The sequence below is a fragment of the Bacteroidales bacterium genome (genome assembly GCA_031275285.1).
Taxonomy (GTDB): Bacteria; Bacteroidota; Bacteroidia; order Bacteroidales; family UBA4181; genus JAIRLS01.
This window is the reverse complement of the sequence record JAISOY010000225.1, coordinates 18,107-37,470: the sequence shown is the minus strand read 5'-3', so window position 1 is coordinate 37,470 and position 19,364 is coordinate 18,107. Positions and strand designations below refer to the sequence as shown.

The 19,364-nt window shown below is 38.9% G+C and carries 21 protein-coding genes; 5 read left to right on the top strand and 16 right to left on the bottom strand.

All coding sequences use genetic code 11. The annotated features are described in order from the left end of the window. Positions 1-2 precede the first annotated feature (2 nt). Genes thiM through LBQ60_22325 form a run of 4 tightly spaced genes read left to right on the top strand, consistent with a single transcriptional unit; the run spans position 3 to position 2,908 of the window. The gene (gene thiM / locus LBQ60_22340) at positions 3-794 is read left to right on the top strand and encodes a hydroxyethylthiazole kinase (protein ID MDR2040665.1); all 792 of its coding nucleotides are present in this window, start codon (positions 3-5) and stop codon (positions 792-794) included. A 1-nt stretch (position 795) separates the two neighbouring features. Beyond that, complete coding sequence (thiE, locus tag LBQ60_22335; GenBank protein ID MDR2040664.1) at positions 796-1,434, top strand: thiamine phosphate synthase; 639 nt, start codon at positions 796-798, stop codon at positions 1,432-1,434. A gap of 17 nt (positions 1,435-1,451) precedes the next feature. Next, positions 1,452-2,258, top strand: coding sequence for a bifunctional hydroxymethylpyrimidine kinase/phosphomethylpyrimidine kinase (gene thiD / locus LBQ60_22330; GenBank protein ID MDR2040663.1), 807 nt, complete (start codon positions 1,452-1,454; stop codon positions 2,256-2,258). Further along, positions 2,258-2,908 (top strand): TenA family protein, encoded by a 651-nt coding sequence (locus LBQ60_22325; GenBank protein ID MDR2040662.1) that lies wholly within the window; start codon positions 2,258-2,260, stop codon positions 2,906-2,908. Before thiD ends, LBQ60_22325 begins: the two co-directional genes overlap by 1 nt. Before the next feature lie 491 nt (positions 2,909-3,399). On the opposite strand, the gene hflC is transcribed toward LBQ60_22325, so the two are convergent. The 4 genes from hflC to LBQ60_22305 form a co-directional block, all read right to left on the bottom strand. Further along, on the bottom strand, positions 3,400-4,341 hold the full coding sequence (gene hflC / locus LBQ60_22320; GenBank protein ID MDR2040661.1) for a protease modulator HflC: 942 nt from the start codon (positions 4,339-4,341) through the stop codon (positions 3,400-3,402). 20 nt (positions 4,342-4,361) lie between these two features. After that, positions 4,362-5,351 (bottom strand): FtsH protease activity modulator HflK, encoded by a 990-nt coding sequence (gene hflK / locus LBQ60_22315; GenBank protein ID MDR2040660.1) that lies wholly within the window; start codon positions 5,349-5,351, stop codon positions 4,362-4,364. Between the two features lie 106 nt (positions 5,352-5,457). Beyond that, positions 5,458-6,387 (bottom strand): helix-hairpin-helix domain-containing protein, encoded by a 930-nt coding sequence (locus tag LBQ60_22310; GenBank protein ID MDR2040659.1) that lies wholly within the window; start codon positions 6,385-6,387, stop codon positions 5,458-5,460. A gap of 6 nt (positions 6,388-6,393) precedes the next feature. Beyond that, entirely contained in the window at positions 6,394-6,711 is a 318-nt protein-coding gene (locus tag LBQ60_22305; GenBank protein MDR2040658.1) for a hypothetical protein, read from the bottom strand. Between the two features lie 287 nt (positions 6,712-6,998). Here LBQ60_22305 and LBQ60_22300 point away from each other — a divergent pair, with 287 nt between their 5' ends. Then, positions 6,999-7,583: a sugar O-acetyltransferase gene (locus tag LBQ60_22300; protein MDR2040657.1), complete on the top strand. Its 585-nt coding sequence runs from the start codon at positions 6,999-7,001 to the stop codon at positions 7,581-7,583. A gap of 125 nt (positions 7,584-7,708) precedes the next feature. Here LBQ60_22300 and LBQ60_22295 read toward each other — a convergent pair whose 3' ends face one another. From LBQ60_22295 to LBQ60_22240, 12 genes are all read right to left on the bottom strand, one after another. Then, positions 7,709-9,592, bottom strand: coding sequence for a YfiR/HmsC family protein (locus LBQ60_22295; protein ID MDR2040656.1), 1,884 nt, complete (start codon positions 9,590-9,592; stop codon positions 7,709-7,711). Between the two features lie 34 nt (positions 9,593-9,626). Continuing rightward, positions 9,627-9,839 carry a hypothetical protein gene (locus tag LBQ60_22290; protein MDR2040655.1) on the bottom strand — a complete coding sequence of 71 codons (213 nt, stop codon included), beginning with the start codon at positions 9,837-9,839 and terminating at the stop codon, positions 9,627-9,629. A 72-nt stretch (positions 9,840-9,911) separates the two neighbouring features. After that, complete coding sequence (locus tag LBQ60_22285) at positions 9,912-10,853, bottom strand: GNAT family N-acetyltransferase (GenBank protein MDR2040654.1); 942 nt, start codon at positions 10,851-10,853, stop codon at positions 9,912-9,914. Between the two features lie 137 nt (positions 10,854-10,990). Next, positions 10,991-12,976, bottom strand: coding sequence for a DUF4954 family protein (locus LBQ60_22280; protein MDR2040653.1), 1,986 nt, complete (start codon positions 12,974-12,976; stop codon positions 10,991-10,993). A 20-nt stretch (positions 12,977-12,996) separates the two neighbouring features. Then, positions 12,997-13,377, bottom strand: coding sequence for a RidA family protein (locus LBQ60_22275; GenBank protein MDR2040652.1), 381 nt, complete (start codon positions 13,375-13,377; stop codon positions 12,997-12,999). Between the two features lie 71 nt (positions 13,378-13,448). Next, the gene (locus LBQ60_22270) at positions 13,449-14,219 is read right to left on the bottom strand and encodes a 3'-5' exonuclease (protein MDR2040651.1); all 771 of its coding nucleotides are present in this window, start codon (positions 14,217-14,219) and stop codon (positions 13,449-13,451) included. A 92-nt stretch (positions 14,220-14,311) separates the two neighbouring features. Beyond that, on the bottom strand, positions 14,312-15,442 hold the full coding sequence (gene dnaN / locus LBQ60_22265; protein ID MDR2040650.1) for a DNA polymerase III subunit beta: 1,131 nt from the start codon (positions 15,440-15,442) through the stop codon (positions 14,312-14,314). Positions 15,443-15,629: 187 nt separating this feature from the next. After that, positions 15,630-16,262 carry a 16S rRNA (guanine(527)-N(7))-methyltransferase RsmG gene (rsmG, locus tag LBQ60_22260; GenBank protein ID MDR2040649.1) on the bottom strand — a complete coding sequence of 211 codons (633 nt, stop codon included), beginning with the start codon at positions 16,260-16,262 and terminating at the stop codon, positions 15,630-15,632. 44 nt (positions 16,263-16,306) lie between these two features. Beyond that, entirely contained in the window at positions 16,307-16,909 is a 603-nt protein-coding gene (locus LBQ60_22255) for a sigma-70 family RNA polymerase sigma factor (protein MDR2040648.1), read from the bottom strand. Further along, positions 16,900-18,039: a glycosyltransferase gene (locus LBQ60_22250; GenBank protein ID MDR2040647.1), complete on the bottom strand. Its 1,140-nt coding sequence runs from the start codon at positions 18,037-18,039 to the stop codon at positions 16,900-16,902. The genes LBQ60_22255 and LBQ60_22250 overlap by 10 nt, the downstream gene beginning before the upstream one ends. A gap of 86 nt (positions 18,040-18,125) precedes the next feature. Further along, positions 18,126-18,773, bottom strand: coding sequence for an endonuclease III (gene nth / locus LBQ60_22245; protein ID MDR2040646.1), 648 nt, complete (start codon positions 18,771-18,773; stop codon positions 18,126-18,128). After that, on the bottom strand, positions 18,773-19,348 hold the full coding sequence (locus LBQ60_22240) for a 3'-5' exonuclease domain-containing protein 2 (GenBank protein MDR2040645.1): 576 nt from the start codon (positions 19,346-19,348) through the stop codon (positions 18,773-18,775). Before LBQ60_22240 ends, nth begins: the two co-directional genes overlap by 1 nt. Positions 19,349-19,364: the final 16 nt, after the last annotated feature.

The following is a 19,364-nucleotide window of genomic DNA, read 5'->3' as shown; positions in this document are numbered from 1 at the left end:
TGATAGATATAAATAAACTCACATCGGATTTGAATCAAATACGTGAGAGATCACCTCTGATTCATAACATTACAAATTTCGTAGTAATGAATAATACGGCCAATGGCCTTCTGGCACTTGGCGCTTCTCCGGTAATGGCACATGCCCTGGAAGAAATGGAAGACATGGTAATCATAGCATCGGCTTTAGTGATTAATATGGGTACATTGAGTAAAAAATGGGTTGAAGCCATGCTTCTTGCCGGGAAAACAGCCCGGGACAAAGGAGTTCCTGTCGTTTTTGACCCGGTAGGAGTAGGCGCTACACCTTATCGTTCCGAAGTAGCCGGAACAATTATCGATCAGTGTAAGCCATCAATTATCCGGGGAAATGCGTCTGAAATTATGTCGCTGGCAAAAGAGAATACCGTCACCAAAGGTGTTGACAGCACTGCAACATCAGACTCTGCCCTGGATGCATCAAAAAAACTGGCCGAACAGACTGGAGCAGTTATTGTGATCAGTGGTGAAGAAGATTTTATCACCAACGGTAAGGATGTGAAGATTGTGAAAAACGGTTCTCCGCTGATGACCAAAGTTACCGGACTGGGATGTACAGCATCGGCTGTAACAGGGGCCTTTGCCGCAGTAAATCATGACTTTTTATCAGCCGCAACACATGCCATGGCAGTAATGGGAATTGCGGGAGAACTGGCTGCAAAGAAATCGGAAGGACCGGGAAGCATGCAGGTTCATTTTTTGGATGAATTGTATCATTTAACCGGAGAAACACTTTCCAGGCATCTGAAATATTAGAATTATGTCATTCGATCTGAGTTTATATCTGGTTACAGACCGTTCCCTGTCAAAAGGAAGAGAAATCGAATGGATTGTGGAACAGGCTGTAAAAGGTGGAGTGACTATGGTGCAATTACGTGAAAAATCATGCACTACACGTGAATTTGTCAACTTGGCTATCCGATTGAAAAAGAAGCTGCAGCACGTCAATGTACCATTAATCATTAATGACCGGCTGGATATTGTCTTGGCATCAGATGCCGATGGACTGCACATAGGACAGGGCGATATGCCCTATAACATTGCCCGCCGGATCTTAGGTTATGGAAAAATTATCGGATTATCGGTAGAAAATATGGAACAGGCTCACCAGGCAAATTCAATGGATGTTGACTATATTGGTATTTCTCCTGTGTACAGTACAGATACCAAAACCGATACCCATGTTCCATTTGAACTGGAAGGAATACGGCAAGTGATGTCATTCACCAACCATCCGGCTGTTGCCATTGGTGGAATAGGACCGTCGAATGCTGCCCATATCATAGATGCCGGAGCCAATGGAATCGCAGTTGTCTCAGCCATTGTTTCATCCCCGGATCCTGAAAGTGCTGCAAAAAAATTGAAATCAATTGTATCTGAACACTTAAAACAATAGTATCCTTGGAAGAGAAAATGCATTATAAGCGCGTTCTAACCATTGCCGGAAGTGACCCGAGCGGTGGAGCCGGAATCCAGGCTGACCTGAAAACCATGTCGGCATGTGGTTGTTTCGGTACTTCAGCAATAACTGCTGTAGTAGATGAAAACACACTAGGCGTTACTGATGTTCATCCGGTACCTGTATCATTCGTCCGTGGACAAATAAAGTCTGTATTGGATGATATCGGTGCAGACGCGATAAAAATAGGAATGCTGCATTCCTCAGAACTCATCAGGACTGTAAACGATACCTTAAAGAGTTATCCAATCCGTAACATTGTATTAGATCCTGTGATGGTTGCGACTTCAGGAGACAAATTATTACAGGATGAGGCCATCGACACACTAAAAAATGAAATGATGCCGAATATGCGGGTCATTACCCCTAATATTCCTGAAGCAGAAATTCTTTTAGGGAATAAAATAAATGGACAGGATGACTTCATAAGTGCCGCTAAAGAACTGTCTTTGAACGGAAAAGTGTCCGTATTGCTGAAAGCCGGACATTCAACCGATGAAGAGTTAATAGATGTCTTCTACAATGCAGAAGAAGACAAAATAATAGAACTTCGCTCCAAGCGGATTCATACAAATAATACACATGGCACAGGATGTACATTTTCTTCTGCAGTGGCATCATTTATTGCGCACGGTCTTCCGTTAAACGATGCGATCAGGCATGCCAAAGATTACATCAACCAGGCCATCATTCATGGCACCCTGTATGAGATTGGAAAAGGTCATGGTCCGGTTCACCATTTCTATCATTTTTGGAAATAATGATGCATCCTAAAGGAACATTTACCTCAAACCTGTGGCAGAGCATCGATGGAATATACCAACAGATCACCCATAGCATATTCTTTGTTCAACTGGCCAACGGAAAATTAAGCAAAACAGCTTTTGCCCACTACTTATCCCAGGATATACTATATCTGCATAAAGACTATGAAGCATTGGAAATCCTGTCCGATAAAGCTCCGGATACTACATCCGCCACACTTCTACAGACCCTGGCAGATGATGCCATCGGAAACGAAAAAATCCTGCATGATGAATACCTGGGTTTTTATAATGTCCCGGAAGCAAAAGAATTATCGCCAGCATTCAAAGCTTATTGTGATTTTCTTTTGTACCAAGTTCATCATTCTTCCTTTGAAACGGCTGCTGCGGCTCTGCTTCCCTGTTTCTGGATATACTCCTGTTCCGGACAACTGTTATTGGAAAAGCAGACTCCTGACAACCCATACCAAAAATTTATCCTTACTTACGCAGAAGGAACATATACCATACTTACCGAACAATTTATTGAAATGGTTGAAGATATCGGAAAGGGAGTGTCTCTCCCTGAACAAAAAATGATGACTGATGCCTTTATTCAATCCGCTCAATTTGAATTATCCATTTTTGAAGAATCAGGAACAGGTTAAACGCACATTTTATCTTCTGCCTTGTTTATTTTTAAACATTATTGAATATAGTTTCTGAATCTGATGATTTATCAACACAAGTGTATTCATACATATACCCTCCTAGCTTCGGAGTTTTCATTATCAAACGAAAAAGAACAGGTACTGGTGGAACCACAGGTTACTTTACAGGAATAAGGCCAAATGAAATAGATACGCTAGAGATCATTCGAAATGATCCAAACCCCTCTATCGATCACACCCATGTAGAGTTTTATCCCCAGATGAAAAATGGTTAGTACTGAGATATTTGATTCTCCGGAAAAGAATGTTATGTTCGATCACATATGGTTAAAACAGTGGAAAAACACTTGTTTTGCATAATCAGACAATTGTCTTCGGACAGATGTATTATTTGTATTTCAAACGGTATACAGAAGATTTCAGCAAAGCTGATCAAATGAGTATAAGATAGATTGAGTCGTAATAATACGACTCAATCTATCTTATACTCATTTGACACCCTTCAGATATTTAAACAATTCGCTCTTAGTCGACAAAATGATCTGGGTATCATCATTCAGGCTTTTCTCAAATGTTTCCATCGATTTCATAAAAGCGTACAATTCCCTTGAAGCGGGTGTTTTATCATAAGCGCCGGCATAAATGGAAGCAGCCTGAGCATCAGCTTTACCCATGATCTCTTCGGCCTGCCGGAATGCCTCCGAGCGGATAACCTGTAAGTCGCGTTCTTTTTCTCCGTTGATCTTTGCGGCTTCACCTTGTCCTTCCGAACGAAACATTTCAGCAATCCGGAAACGCTCACTTTGCATCCGCTGGTACACTTGCTCACGTACTTCAGGAACATAATTAAGGCGTTTCACACGAAGGTCAAGGATCACTACACCTAAATCTTCAGCCTGCTTATTGGCTGATTCACGGATCATACGCTGGATCTTTTCCCGGCCGACCTCTATATTAATGAGTGAATCTCCGATAAGTTCGCCCACCACACCTGAAGGAATCGGTGTCCGGTTACTGCTGCGCACCAATTCTTCCAGATTATAGTTAGCGATAAAATCACGTGTCTCTCCATCTAAAATATCATCAATCCGGGATTGTGCCCCACGTTCGTTTTTCAACCGGATATAAAATTTCAAGGGATCGGTAATTTGCCAACGGGCATAGGTATCCACAAAAATGTATTTTTTATCTTTGGTCGGGATCTGGTTAGGATCGCCCCGCCATTCCAAAAAACGTTTTTCAAAGAAATTAGTGGCCTGGATAAACGGCACCTTGAATTTTAGTCCTGGGGTAGTGATAGCCTCACCGACAGGTTTTCCAAACTGGGTGATCACTACCTGTTCTGTTTCATTGACTATAAATGTGCTCTGGATGACCAATATCAATGCAACAAACAGAACAACTAATTTTATGAGAAGGGATTTTTTCATTTTCTCTGGTTTGAAAATATTTATTGGCCGGATGTTTTTTTCGACAACTGCATCTGTAATAAGGGCAACACATTATTGCCATCCTGATCGGTAATGATCTTATTGTTCATGTTCGGCAATACTTTTTGCATGGTTTCAAGATATATACGACGTTTGGTCACATCAGGCGCTTTGATGTATTCTTGATAAAGCAGATTGAAGCGGGTAGCCTCACCAAGTGCATTGTTGACCCTTGCAGTCGCATATCCCTCTGCCTTTTGCACTGTTTCCTGAGCTTCTCCACGGGCATGGGGAATTACACGGTTATATTCCGATTTTGCCTTGTTGATCATGGTCTCTTTTTCCTGTTGGGCCTCATTTACCGCATTAAACGCTGCTTTTACAGGATCAGGTGGATTTACATCCTGCAGTACCACCTGTTCAATCTTGATACCCAGTGAATATTCCTTACACAGATTCTGAACCAGTTCCTTCACTGTCTGGGATATATCGGTACGGCCAACTGTCAGTACCTCATTCACAGTCCTGTCACCTACTACCTGCCGGACCACTGCCTCAGAAATATCACGTAAGGTACCCTCCGGATTTCTCACCATAAAAAGATACTGGTAAGGATCATCGATCCTGAATTGTACTACCCATTCCACATCAGCCAGATTCAGATCCCCAGTCAACATCAACGACTCATCAGAAGTACCTCTCTTGGTATAATCGGAACGGGAATTCCCGGGAACTGTCCTAAATCCGAATTCCAGTTTTTGCTGCCGTTCAACAGCGACCTTAGTTACCGATTCAAAAAAAGGAATTTTAAAATTCAAACCAGGTTGTACCAGTCTGGTAAACTTTCCGAAACGGGTGATCACGCCGACCTCTTCCGTCCCGACTTGAAAAAATCCGCTCCAGACTAGTATCAGAAGAATAACAACCAGGATAATTGTTTTTATTCTGCTTAAAAGTTTCCTGACAAAAGGAGGAAGTGAAAAATTGTCGAACTGCTGTTGATAATACATATTGAAACAATTAAAATGATTGACGACATAAATATAAATATTTTTTTCATATTCCTACAGTCATTCAATACAAAGACTGTTATAAGTAAGATTTATTATGCCGATCTCAATACGAAATATATGGCCTGATCCTATCTGAAAGATCCTGTTTAATAATATGATTCCTGACCAATTCATCCAGTGTACCGATGGAATCCTGTAATTTCCGGTAGTGAAGAATTCCCCGGACCTGCTCGTCATTCAAATAAGGATGACCTATCAATTCCCTGTATGAAGCCCTGTTAATATCTATTTTCCTTATCATTGAACGATCGATGGACAATAGTGGGGATATCCTGGTGAATAAATCCGGAGAAATACCATATACCTCGTTCAATTGTTCAACATTTTCAAAACCTCCGATTAAATTCCTGTATTTAATGATCCGGGAGGCAAATACCGGCCCTATACCGGGCAAAGCTGTTAACAGAGCACTATCGGCAGAATTCAGTTCTATTTTGACATCTTTGTTAGCCGTTTTTAAAGAGAATCCATCATTTTTCACCTCGGAAACCGAAGTAGTGTGGGACGCCTCAAGATATTCCGCCTTATCTCTGGTGATTTGGATATATGGCTCTACAGATGCATACAAAACAGCAGGAACAGTGTATAATTTCTTGAGGTCTTCTTTCTTTTTAAAACTTCCTCCTTTAGATTGGTAGTTCCGTATATTCCGTATCTGCCGGTCATTAAACCCCAACTTTTTCCATTCGTGATCCGTTATTGTATTAGGATCAAAATAAAAATAAGTTACTTCAACTAATGGAAGCGGAGTTTCATCCGGCAAATGATTTCTTTGTACAGAATCTACACGCTTTCTGTACAACCCCAACTCCTCTTCATAAGCACTACTGTCGTAGGGACGATCTTTTATCCATAAAGGCAAACATATTTTTATGATAAGTGCTGCCAATATCAAACTGCATAACGTTATAATCCCATAACGTTCGGAACGGGAAAACCCCAGGTATTTTTTCAGATCGTCCTTCCAAGACATCCTGACCTATTCGTCGAAACTATCTGACGAAGCAATATTGTCAGGATTTTCATCGTCTTTTTCCACATCGGAACCTACATCATTATTGGAACCGAATTGTTTATCGAATTCTTCCTCTGTAAGATTGTCTATTTTTACGTCAACTTTTACCAGATAGCTTATATCATTAAGATCGACAGTGATTGCATGAAAAAATTCCCCATTAGGTTTTTGCACTTTAATAATCGCATCGCCATAACCGGCAGGATATTTTTCCTTGATAGCCTTTAATACTTCCGGAGGACAATTTTTATAACTTATAACCAGTCGTTTTTTTTGTTCCATTTTTTTCACCAAATTGACTAATATATTCTGATTAAAATTTTCGACAATGTAAATACAAATTTTGCAGATTTCAAAGTGACCAAATAAAAAATTACAACTTGTTTAAGAAATGTTTTGAAAGAAAAATCTATCTTTTTGATAACCAAAATTTTTTAAAAGCCGCTTCACAAAAAATCCTTATATAAAGATTTTCTTAAGAGAATAAATCTGTAATTTTGATACATGAAAATCGATTGATTGGAAAATAAAGAAGAAATATATACTATCTCTTATAATAAATAAAGAATATGAAAAGCGAAAAAGAAAAAATGTTGGCAGGAGAGATATATGATCCGGGTGATAAAGAACTTATTACCAGATGGCATTTAGCAAAGAAATTAATGCAACAGTATAATCAGACAGACACTACAAATAGCAAATTATTGAATAATATCCTTGATCAATTACTGGGATCCAGAGGTGAAAACGTGTGGATTGCAGCTCCTTTTTTTGTGGATTACGGTGAAAATATCCATATCGGGAACAATTGTGAAATCAATATGAATTGCGTTTTTCTTGATTGCAATAAAATAACGATCGGCGACCATTCCGGAATAGGCCCCAATGTCCAAATCTATGCAGTTACCCATCCTTTGAATCCAAACGAACGGCTTTCATGGAATGATGATGGCTCTTTTCCTTTCTGGAAAACATTTTCCAGTCCTGTAACGATTGGAAAAAATGTGTGGATAGGGGGAGGAAGTGTGATCTTACCGGGAGTAACAATTGGTGATTATAGTACGATCGGCGCAGGGAGTGTAGTAACGCGATCTATCCCCGCTCATTGCCTGGCTGTAGGAAATCCCTGCAAGGTGGTCAAATACATGGAATAATCATATATTGTAAGTAACTTATTCGTTGTAAAAATTAATAAAACCGGATCAGGCCGTTCCAGCAATATATACTTCCCATTCAGGAAACCGGTCTTCCGGGAAATTGGCTTTTATTTGGTAAAACATCATATCTTGATGCCTATCAATAGCACATCATCTATTTGCTCATTGTCACCCTTCCATTTATCATATTCTTTTGCCATGTACTCTTCCTGTTCTTTGATGGTCTTATCCTGTATTTCCAATAAAGAGTTTTTTAGCCTCCTCGATGAAAATTTTTTCTCATTAGGGCCACCGAATTGATCGGCGTAACCATCCGAAAACATGTATAAACAATCACCCGGTATAAGTGGAACCAAATGATTGGTGAATGTTTCCTTCCCATGATCAAAATAGGCGACAGGCATCTTATCTGCCTTTATCTCTATCAATTCGTTATTCCGGATCATGATCAGCGGATTATATGCACCGGCATACTGAAGTGTCATGCTTGGGTAATCTAGCACACACAAGGCTATATCCATCCCGTCTTTTGATTCAAACTCGGATTTCCCGGTTTGATTCAAAGATTTTATGATATTTTCCCTCAAACGATTTAGTATATTGTTAGCATACACATCTACTTCATTACTGACAATCTCATTCAGGAATGCGATGCCTAACATACTCATGAATGCTCCCGGTACACCATGTCCGGTACAATCTGCTGCAACAATGATTAGTTTATCTTCTTTCTGTGACATCCAGTAAAAATCACCACTTACAATATCCCGGGGCCTGTAAAAGATGAACATATCAAAATACTGGCGCATCATATTCTTCGCAGGAAGCACAGCACTCTGAATTCGTCGTGCATAAATAATACTGTCTGTGATTTCCTTATTCTGATGTGCTATTTTATCCCGTTGTTCCGATACGATCTGGTGTTGCCGTTTGATTTCTTCATTTTGTTTCTGGATTTCTTCATTTTTAGCCTGAAGAATCCGGTTGATCCGTTGTTTTTGCCTGAAATTTATGAAAATATAAATCCCGAATGCAGATAGGAATAGTACCAACAATCCTCCTAAAAGGATAATCACATTCTGCATATGCAATTTTTCCAGTTGTATACTAATTTGTTTACTTAAACTGTCAATCTCTGATTTCTTTGCGGTAATTTCTTCATTGTTAATACGGTTTTGTTCCTCCAGCTCAAGTTGCTTTTGAGTCAATAATTGTTGTTGCTGTTCAATAGCAACATCCTGCTTCCTGATTTCTTCCTGCTTAGCAGATATGTCTTTCGATAAACCGGTCAATCGTGTCTGCTGGATTTCAATTTCCTCCTGTTGCCGGCTGATTTTTAATGTTTGTTCCTGAATTTCTTCCTGTTGCCTTTGTATTTCAAGTTCCTGTTCTTCAATTTCTTTTTTCTGACGTGAAGTAATCTCTTTCTCATGATCCAACTCTTCCTTTGTTTCTTTGAACAGGCTTTCCCAATCTTCCTTTGTTTTAATGGCAACAAAAGGAAGTATACGCGAATAAGTAAATCCTTCCTTTTTCAAAAGATCTTCATTTAACTCATAGCGCATTTTCCCATCCTGAGCAATCAAAAAATTAATCATTGATGCCCGGAATTGTCCCGCTTCTGTCATCAATAAAGTACTTTTACCCTGTAATTGTTTCATCAGACTATCCACATTTACATTGGGTGTCCATTCTTTATTAAGATAAATGATCTGAAAAACGGGCAGGTTCTCTAAATTCTCTAGTTGCAATACATTTATCGACTTATTACGGATCTTTCCGGCTTCAGCTACTTTATCCCGGATCTCTTGTGTCAGATTTCCGGAATTATCTAAAACCCCCATCTTTATTGATCCTAACGAGGACTCATTAGGCCAATTAATTTGTCTGATAAACTCATAGATATACCCTGCCCGCTCTTTATTACTTACAAGTGTTTGTGAAAATAAACCAACATTATTATATAATAAGGCAAAAAATAAACACAAAACCAATTTTTGCCTCATGTTACTAAAATCTTAGTTATTTACTTTCAGTCAATTATTTGCAATTACTCCCCGGAAGTTTTTCAATATCTTCTAACTCACTTCCACAAAACTCTTCTTTTTCCCCCTTCTCGTTGGTGCAAGTTTTACATGTGTCATCTTTATCGTCGGAACAGGCATAACTTAACCCCATAACAACCAATAATACGACAATACTAGCATAACTTAAAATCCTACTTAGTGAAAGAAAATTCCCCGCCTTTTTCATTTTAATGATTGATACTTTATATTTACAAATGTAAAATACTTTTTTTGTTTTTTTAACATAATTTTTAATTTTTTATTCCTCCTGCGACTCAAAAGAAGTTACATATCTTTTTACCTTATCGCCGTAAAGATCGCTGATAGTGATCATCAGTCCGGTTTCTTCCACATCTCCAAAATAAGGATTAATAGCAGTGCCAAAAGTACGCATAGACGGGGACAGATTCATATATGAGTTGATCAAAGGAGGTATATTCTCCCCATAACAACGAACTTTTTGGAATAACGTCTTATAATCATCTTCATATGATTTCCCTACGAAAATCCGAGCCATCTCATTGGGATCAATTACAGGATTCAAGGCCAAGTTTTCACGGGGATATATCAGTTTTTCCTTGTCTCCAAAATGTTTATCCAGAAAATAAAGGATCATATTACGCGCCTCAATATTATATGAGGTATACATAGTTACCTTTCCTAAAAAATATTTCTTATCCGGATTTTTCACGACTAATGCTCCCAAACCATCCCATAAGTTATCTAATGAATAGATGCCTCTTCCAAAACGATTAGTCGACTGGAAAGCTGGTTGGACAAAAGACCGCCCCAATTCAATTGTGTATGGTAAATATTCTTTAATAAATTTATCGGAAAAAGTAAATAATTCGGCAGTTGCCAGATTGATATTCCTCTCTTTATCCACGTACGACTTATCACAAATATGGTACCTGTATCCCCCAAGTATCTCTTCATGTTCAGTATCCCATACGATCAATTGTTTGTATGGATTTTCAGCGGTATCATAATGATCGATATCCACTTCTTCTCCTGTTCCTCCGCCGGCATAACGAAAGGACAATTCCCTTAACCGTCCTATTTCACGCATGATATTAGGAGAATCAAGGGCTGTAACTACATATAAATGATTATTTAACCGATTGGTTCTTCTCAAAAACTTATCCGGGGTTAATTCCCTTAATATTGACCTCTTATCAACAGGTGCTATGATGTCTTTCATATCAGTTTTTCTATATTGATAAAGCAAATATAGAAAAATTGGTTAATAAACCAGTATATCCGATTCAAATAAATTTATAGGGCAATAAATAAAGAATGATTACCAGATAGCTCTTTTTCTCACATTTTCCGGGTTTCTCAAGGAACTTTTTTCATCCGATTGATGAGTTCTTCTCCCAACTCGGTTTTCCTTCTGATATGGTCCAGTACTTCTTTCACAAATGCATTTTTTTCAAATTCACCGCGGACCTGATCAAAGTCCAGATGTTTATCTTGTTCTTCTCCATCAACGCCAAATCCGGTTTTTGAGGTTAAGGTAAATTCTTTTTTTGCATCGTTGTATAGCATATGATCCAACTCAACCACACATTCTCTCCATGTTTCAACGATATCAACCACATCAGATGCAGTAAATTCCTCGATGGATTTTCCATAGTATTCCTGTATTTTATCTATAGCCCATGTCCATTCATAAGTATAGTAATTCGAGTGCATCCCTGTAAACGCTTTTGATATCTGCTCAAGGGAGGTGACTTTACCGGTTTCAATTTCTGTCATAAGCCGTTCTATTTCGCTTTTAGGCACAATCAATCCCGCCAGATCCAGCCATTCACCTGTACCTACAGGTGTGTCCGGATATAAGCGTTCCCGAATAGCTTCATTATTTTTGAAATCGGTCCCCTCTAATCTTTTAATCAATGAATTTCCCAGGAATTTGTGAATCCCCATGTGATAAAGCTTTAGCCCTTTTTTCAGGGAACTGGGTTTGATTTTGGCACTTTGGTATGAATAAAAATCTGAAGTTTCTCCGGAAATTTTCTTCAACATTTCCAGAATATCTAACGCCTTCATCATACGGCGAATAGAAAACGGACTTAATAAGTTGAAATTGATACAATCCAGTTTGTTCGGATCGGTTCTTTTATCACGCTTAGGCCACTTCTGCGCATCCCTTATGGTTCCTACACTTCGCAGGTTAGCTCCAGGGATCAATACGCTGTCATCGCCACTTTCGATCAGGTATGAATAGGGAAGATCCGAAGTATCAGGATGTTTATAATGTCGCCCCATAACCAATGTAAACGGACCTATCTTTGCCGGCCAAAGGATATAAGAGTCACTGGTTGTTTTTGATCCTCTTTCCACAACACCCTGATGTATGGGACCGAGTTTGTACATATGGTTACTCTGGTTAGAACCACTACCTGCATTCAAAAAGGAAAAATATCCGGCTATCAGTAAAGTGGATTTATGATGGGTTACCGTGTAAGGACCGGCAAAAACTGCACAGGCTTCACCGTGTAATCCCTGACAATTAGCAAAGAACAACGAATTTTCGGCCGAATACTGCTTCCCTAACAAGCATCCCTGCCCTATGAACGAATTAAACACAACCGTACCTTCGGTAACGATAGAACCCGTACTAGCAATAAAATTTTCAGCAATTACTCCCGGGCCGAAAAGAGTAGGAGCATCAACATTACTATTGATTGTACCATTGGAAATACGATAAGTCCCGTCCAGGATACTATATGCCCCGATACGCAGATTCCGTAATGTCCGGCAATTGGTAATACGTGCATGCTTCTCGATGGTTCCCATATCAGAAGAAACAGCATCAGCATAACGGTCGATCATACCACTCACCTTCTCAATCACTAATGGCCGATGTCGGTATAAAGCAAGGATATAGGCGAGATGAGCCGAAAGATGATCATAAATGGGGACTTCTCTTCCACCGGTCTCATTCAGCACACTTACCAATGTTCCATTACCAAAATTGCTGGTTCCATCAACCGCCAATAGGTCTACATTTTCAATGACCACATGATCTTTGATTTCGTAATTAGCGATATAATTACGGATTTGACCGATATACACGTTATCACCGATCCGGCAGTTATGTATGGTAGCATTGAAAATCCCGGTATGTTTTTTTACCCCTCCAAAAAAAGTAACTTCATCTTCAAATTTGCCGATACGGACATTTCCTGAAAAATTACTATTACGGACGTAACTGGGATCAAATTGATCTGCTACTTCAAGGCTTTCCCAGTTTTCACAACGGCAAGCCTGATTTTCCAATACCTCTACTTCCTGAATGGTTAACTTGCGATATGGCATGTATTTTTATAAAGATAATGTTATTTAACAGCAATCACTTCAATTTCCACCAATACCTGCATGGGTAATTCTTTCACGGCAAAAGCAGCACGTGCCGGAGGATCTACAGGGAAATAACGTGCATATACTTCATTCATGTCTTTAAAAAAAGCCATTTCTGCTAACAGGCAGGTTGACTTGACAACATTTTTATACGAACATCCGGCAGCATATAATATTGCACCAATATTTTTTAATACCTGTTCTGTCTGTTCTACAATTCCTCCTTCAACGATTTTACCTGTTTTGGGATCAATAGGTATTTGTCCCGATATGAACAACATACCATTACTTTCAATAGCTTGGCTGTATGGCCCAATTGCCTTGGGAGCGTTTCCTGTGGAAATAATTATTTTTTGCATACTGACTTCAGTATATAAATAGTGAATAAATTTATAAGAAACTGCGTATCCTGTAAAGGACAAGCACAGTATTATTTACTGTTAAATCCCCGTAACTTAATAGCTGTAAGGACATTTTTGGTGTATTGGGGAAAATCCCCGTTCATCATCCACCCATAATATGCAGGATCTTTTGCCAAGACCGATGTTACGGTCTGACCCTTATATTTCCCGAAATTAAATACTTCTTCCTTATTTTCATTGTAGATGATACGCCCGACGAAATCCGCTGTTTTTGTATGAGCGGAAAATTCAGACAGTAAGTCCACATCATTGGCCAGGTCCTGATACATGTCGAGCTGCGATTGCAATACTTCATAAGTTGCACGGGTATCTGCTTCGGCACTGTGGGCATTGGTAAGATCTTTATTGCAATAAAACTGATAAGCTGCGCTTAATGTGCGTTGCTCTTTTTTATAAAAAATAACCTGGACATCAATAAATTTCCGTTTTTTCAGGTCAAAATCCAGATTGGCCCGTAAAAATTCTTCTGCCAGCAACGGCAGATCGAATTTATTGGAATTATAACCGGCAAAATCACAACCTTCAAAGCAATTCACTAAAGTCTTGGCAATTTCATTGAAAGTAGGTGCTTCTTTTACATCATCATCGCAGATTCCATGAATGGCTGTCGTTTCCTTTGGTATCGGAATAGTAGGATTTACGCGGTATGTCTTAATTTCTTCACGCTGATCTGGATATACCTTCAGGTAGGATATCTCAACAATACGGTCGGAAGCGATATTCATTCCTGTTGTTTCCAAATCGAAAAATACCAACGGATTTTTAAGATTAAGCTTCATAATTCAGCGTATGATAATATGTAATTAAATGAAACGGATATGGAACACTCGTTTCAAAGATGTGCCATATCCGTAAATGAGATTTTTCATGATTATTCAGCGATGGTCATCGGCATGATGAGCATCAATATATCTTCGCCTTCAATTTCCACCTGGACAGGAAGAACAAGGATGGCTCTTGACGGATCGGACATTTCCATACTGATATCTGTAGAGGATAGGTTGGCAACTAATTCCGACAGGAAATTTGCCTTGAATCCGATATTCATATTATCACCGTCGTATTGACATTTCAAGGTATCATGGGAAGCAATAGAGAAATCGATATCCTGGGCAAAGATAGTTACCTGATTACCTTTCAACTCCATCTTCACCAGATTTGTTGCTTGATTTGCGAACATTTGTACCCGACGTAATGAACTAAGGAATTCCACCCTGTCGATGACCATTTTATTCGGGTTGTCTGTAGGAATTACAGAATTATAAGCTGGGTACATTCCTTCTACCAAACGACATACCATCGTATAATCCGAAAGTTTGAATAAAGCATTTTTATCATCGAATGAGATTTCAACATTTTCCTGTTCTTTTGCCAGCACTGTCCTTAAAAGAGAGGCCGGTTTTTTGGGAAGGATAAATGAACCGTTCTTTTCCGCTTTCACATCGTCACGACGGTAACGTACCAACATATGTGAATCAGAAGCCACAAAAGTGATATTGTCGGTAGTCATTTCCACAAATATACCATTCATTACAGGACGTAATTCATCATCACCAGTAGCAAAGATGGTTTTACTAACACCTTGCAATACGACATCAGCAGGCATACTCAATGGTGAAACCATATCTTTTTTCAGCTCCGGAAGCTGTGGAAAATCTTCCGCATCATACCCCATGATGTTTGATTCTCCCGTTTCGGAATTGATATGGATAGAATAAGTTTCGGTATTGATGTTAAAAGTCAACGGCTGTTCAGAAAACTTACCCAAATATTCGGTAAGAAATTTCGCAGGAACAGCAATAGCTCCCGGATCAGATGCGTTGGTTAAAGTCATCCTGGTGATTAGGGTCGTTTCCAGATCTGATGCTGTGATCTCCAACGTGTTTCCATCCAATTTGAACAGGAAATTATCCAAAATAGGAAGAGTGTTTTTACTGTTGATCACTTTACTAATCGCCTGTAAATGACTCAATAATTCAGTGCTTGATACGACAAATTTCATGCTTTTTCAGTTGATGATAAAGAAATATTTTGCTTCAATTAAGTTTCTCGGAAAATCGAATGGCAATATTACAAAAAATCATCGAAAACTCATCACGTGGACCGAACAAATCAAAAGAAAAAATAATACTTTTGAAAACATTGGCAATAATATGGACACAAAAGAATTGGATGGATAATGCGTAGGTTTACGATGCCGGCAGATAAATAACTTTTTTCCCTTCATAAAACGGATCAGGGAAAAAATCACTGATAGGAAATATAGTTGCTTTTTTCGCATACATCCCTAATTCATCATCTACATCACCCCCTTTAAGGAAAAAAGCGCCATTGGGAGTTTTATGCAAACGACGATTGAGCATTTTCCCCTGAATCCATGGTAAAAAGGAATGGAAGTTGGTTACAGCCCGACTTACGATAAAATCATACTGCGCATGTAGCTGTTCTGCACGTATATGCTGCGATGTCACATTTTCCAGTTGTAAACTTTCGACAATAGCATCCACCACTTTAAGTTTCTTTGCAATAGAATCAATCAGGTGAAATTTTGTTTCCGGGAAAAAAATAGCCATTGGAATTCCGGGAAAGCCTCCTCCGGTACCTATGTCAAGGATTTTCGCCGATGGTGCAAAATCGATCACTTTGGCTATTGCCAGAGAATGGAGAATATGATGCTCAAATATTGCGTCTATATCTTTACGCGAAATAACATTGATACGTTGGTTCCATTCCCGATACAAAGGATCGAGCATGGAGAACTGTTCAATTTGCCGCGATGAAAGATGTGGAAAATATTGTAAGATAAGGTCTGCCTGTAACATGTATTTAATATCTGTTAATCAAACCCATAAAACCGCAATAAAATTTATGGCCGTACCTGATTGTTTTTCAGTATATTCTGCAACAATTCCCGGGCGCGGAATAATTGTGCTTTCACCGTCCCGATAGGTAGTCCCATTTCTTCGCTGATCTCTTCATATGAATATTCATAAAAGTACCGCAATTCCACCAATTTCCGGTAACGAGGTTTAAGCTTGGAGACAACAGAACGAAGTAAGAGAATCTTTTGTTCGGTGATCATACTTTCCTCAGGCGTCGGTTGTTCAGAACGTATGCTAATAGGTGCTACATCCGTTTCACGTAATGTTTCATCGATAGATACATTGTTCAGTTTCTTTTTCCTCATAAAATCAATTGCATTGTTAGACGCAATTTTAAACAACCATGTACTGAAAGCAAAATTAGGAGTATATTGAATAATGCTTTTGAATGCCTTTCCAAACGCCTCAATTGTCAGATCTTCCGCATCGGCAGTATTATTGACCATCTTGAGCAGCATAAAATAGATGGCATCACGGTAACGTTCCATTAATTCCGCATAAGCTTTTTGATCTCCATCAATAGCCTGTTGTACCAATTCAGCATCTAATTTTGCCTTACTGGATAAAGCATCCGGGTTTATTTCCATTTGTTTTGCTTTGAAGATATACGATTCAATAGAAATACGTAAACATATACAAAGGGCATGGCTAAATCAAAAAACACGACGAAAGGCATGATGCCTTTTACGTTAAATTTTCTGGTTGCTATGCCAAAGATAATCAAAAAAATAATTACCCGCAATAAAAATATTGCCAGAACATATTGCCAAAGTAATGGTTGAAACATCAATATGGCAAAAACACCCCAAAACAGTACCCTTGAAATTGGTTCAAGTCCCAGAAAAAAAGAATGTTTTGGCTTATAATATTTACTGGTGCTGATATGCCTGCTTTTCTGCCAGACCCATTCGCGGAAAGTCTTTTTAGGGACAGAATAAGTATATGAATCCGGTGAAAGATTAACAGCTACATTTTTCTTTGTTGCTGCCTGATTAACAAAAAGATCGTCATCACCTGATAAAATATGTGCATGTGCGGCAAAACCATTGTGTTCATAAAATAAAGATTTCCGATAAGCCATATTACGGCCCACACCCATATACGGCATTCCTGACATAGCAAATCCAAAATATTGAAGTGCAATGAAACAGGTGTCATATTTAATCCATCTATTTAGAAAACCTTTTTCATTGATGTATCCGCCATATCCTAAAACAATACTTTTCTTATCAACAAAATATTTGCTCATGGAACTTATCCATTGGGGACCTGCCGGTTTACAATCCGCATCGGTAAATAACAACCATTCGTATTTAGCTGCTTTTACCCCTAATGTTGCAGCAAATTTTTTACCGTTGACGAATGAAGCATCTTTTTTAATAATAGTACTGCGTAATCGCGGATATTCTCCTTTAAGCCGGGCCAATAACTCTTCCGTATCATCTTCTGAACAATCATTCACTACAATCACTTCATATGACGGGTAATCCTGCGTCAGGATCGACACTAAATTCTGTGAAAGGTTTTCCTGTTCGTTACGTGCACATATAATAACAGATACCGGAGGTATTTCAATGGTTGCTTTTGATTTCTTTTCTTTTCTAAGCAACGGACGAATATATATAAAAAGATAATATGCCAGTTGAACGATTACGGCAAAAAGAAAAACAACAAGTATAATCCGGTAAAAATAATCTAATTGGTATATAAAATCCACTTGTTACAACTTAAAAACATTGCAAAATAGACGATTTTTTTTGTGAATTCAAAGGGAATTCTGTTTTTTATTTCTTTTAAAGACTGCTATTTAGTCAGATAAGTTCTCTTATAGTCCTTACACCACTGACTTAAGCCACATTGTTTGCATTTTGGCGCCCTGGCCGTACAGGTATAACGACCATGAAGAATCAGCCAGTGATGCGCTATTCCCCACAAATTCTCAGGAAAATATTTAGTCAACTGTTTTTCAGACTCTAATGGTGTTTTCGCATGCATAGTTAGCCCAATCCGGTTTGATACACGAAACACATGGGTATCAACCGCTAGCGCCGGTTTCTGAAAAACAACAGAAGCAACGACATTAGCTGTTTTTCTACCTACACCAGGCAGCGCAATCAGGTCATCATAGTTTTCCGGGACTTTACCATCGTATTTTTCGACTAATATACGTGCCATCCCTATTAAATGCTTTGATTTGTTGTTCGGATAGGAGCAACTTCTGATTAATTCGAATACCTCTTCCTGAGTAGCCCGGGCCAACAACTCCGGAACCGGGTACCGCTCATAAAAAGCAGGAGTAATCATATTGACCCTTTTATCCGTACACTGGGCGGAAAGTATCACTGCCACCAATAACTCATAAGGAGTACGGTAATGCAATTCCGTTTCCGGCTCAGGCATATTCTCCTGAAACCATGTAGTCACATGTTGATAGAGTTCTTGACGGGTCATTATTTTTGTTCATTCAGTTTTTGGTATATCACATAACACATCCATGCATCAGTAGCTGCATATTTTTCCTGTGCATCGGTCAATATGCTATTTTCCCAGTTTGAAAGTTGTTGAGACTTAGAGATACGAACATTTAAAATAATACCTGCCATTTTTGCCAGTCCTGTATTTTTAATTCCAAAATCCTTAACCATATTTTGCAGGTCAACAAAACCGGATGGTCGTATTTTTGCGATACGATGCAATACGTCAATGTCATTTTTTATAGCTGCACCGACTTTCAAAATATTGGGATTGGATAATAAAGACATCAACTTCGGTGACATGCCCATTTTACACAATCGAAACAGGTATGCATCCGTTTCCGTAGCCAATTGCAACAATGCCACTTTATTTATTTTTCCTTTGGTGAACGAAGGCCGGGTTTCCGTATCAAAACCCAACACAGAGAATTTTTCTAATTGCCTGACTGAGATATCGGCGTGTTTCTCATTCTCAACCACATGAATGGCTCCTGAAAACCGGACCAGGGGTAAAGTTTGAAGGTCTTCTTTAGATATCTCGGAAACAAACATTTTACATCAATATTTT

Coding starts and splice junctions, on each gene's coding strand:
- hflC (MDR2040661.1), bottom strand. CDS start 4,341: ATGAAAAAATCCCTTCTCATAAAATTAGTTGTTCTGTTTGTTGCATTG.
- LBQ60_22310 (MDR2040659.1), bottom strand. CDS start 6,387: ATGTCTTGGAAGGACGATCTGAAAAAATACCTGGGGTTTTCCCGTTCC.
- LBQ60_22285 (MDR2040654.1), bottom strand. CDS start 10,853: ATGAAAGACATCATAGCACCTGTTGATAAGAGGTCAATATTAAGGGAA.
- rsmG (MDR2040649.1), bottom strand. CDS start 16,262: ATGTTACAGGCAGACCTTATCTTACAATATTTTCCACATCTTTCATCG.
- LBQ60_22270 (MDR2040651.1), bottom strand. CDS start 14,219: ATGAAGCTTAATCTTAAAAATCCGTTGGTATTTTTCGATTTGGAAACA.
- hflK (MDR2040660.1), bottom strand. CDS start 5,351: ATGTATTATCAACAGCAGTTCGACAATTTTTCACTTCCTCCTTTTGTC.
- LBQ60_22275 (MDR2040652.1), bottom strand. CDS start 13,377: ATGCAAAAAATAATTATTTCCACAGGAAACGCTCCCAAGGCAATTGGG.
- LBQ60_22240 (MDR2040645.1), bottom strand. CDS start 19,348: ATGTTTGTTTCCGAGATATCTAAAGAAGACCTTCAAACTTTACCCCTG.
- thiD (MDR2040663.1), top strand. CDS start 1,452: ATGCATTATAAGCGCGTTCTAACCATTGCCGGAAGTGACCCGAGCGGT.
- LBQ60_22300 (MDR2040657.1), top strand. CDS start 6,999: ATGAAAAGCGAAAAAGAAAAAATGTTGGCAGGAGAGATATATGATCCG.
- LBQ60_22295 (MDR2040656.1), bottom strand. CDS start 9,592: ATGAGGCAAAAATTGGTTTTGTGTTTATTTTTTGCCTTATTATATAAT.
- LBQ60_22255 (MDR2040648.1), bottom strand. CDS start 16,909: ATGGAAATAAACCCGGATGCTTTATCCAGTAAGGCAAAATTAGATGCT.
- LBQ60_22305 (MDR2040658.1), bottom strand. CDS start 6,711: ATGGAACAAAAAAAACGACTGGTTATAAGTTATAAAAATTGTCCTCCG.
- LBQ60_22325 (MDR2040662.1), top strand. CDS start 2,258: ATGATGCATCCTAAAGGAACATTTACCTCAAACCTGTGGCAGAGCATC.
- LBQ60_22290 (MDR2040655.1), bottom strand. CDS start 9,839: ATGAAAAAGGCGGGGAATTTTCTTTCACTAAGTAGGATTTTAAGTTAT.
- LBQ60_22280 (MDR2040653.1), bottom strand. CDS start 12,976: ATGCCATATCGCAAGTTAACCATTCAGGAAGTAGAGGTATTGGAAAAT.
- dnaN (MDR2040650.1), bottom strand. CDS start 15,442: ATGAAATTTGTCGTATCAAGCACTGAATTATTGAGTCATTTACAGGCG.
- nth (MDR2040646.1), bottom strand. CDS start 18,773: ATGACCCGTCAAGAACTCTATCAACATGTGACTACATGGTTTCAGGAG.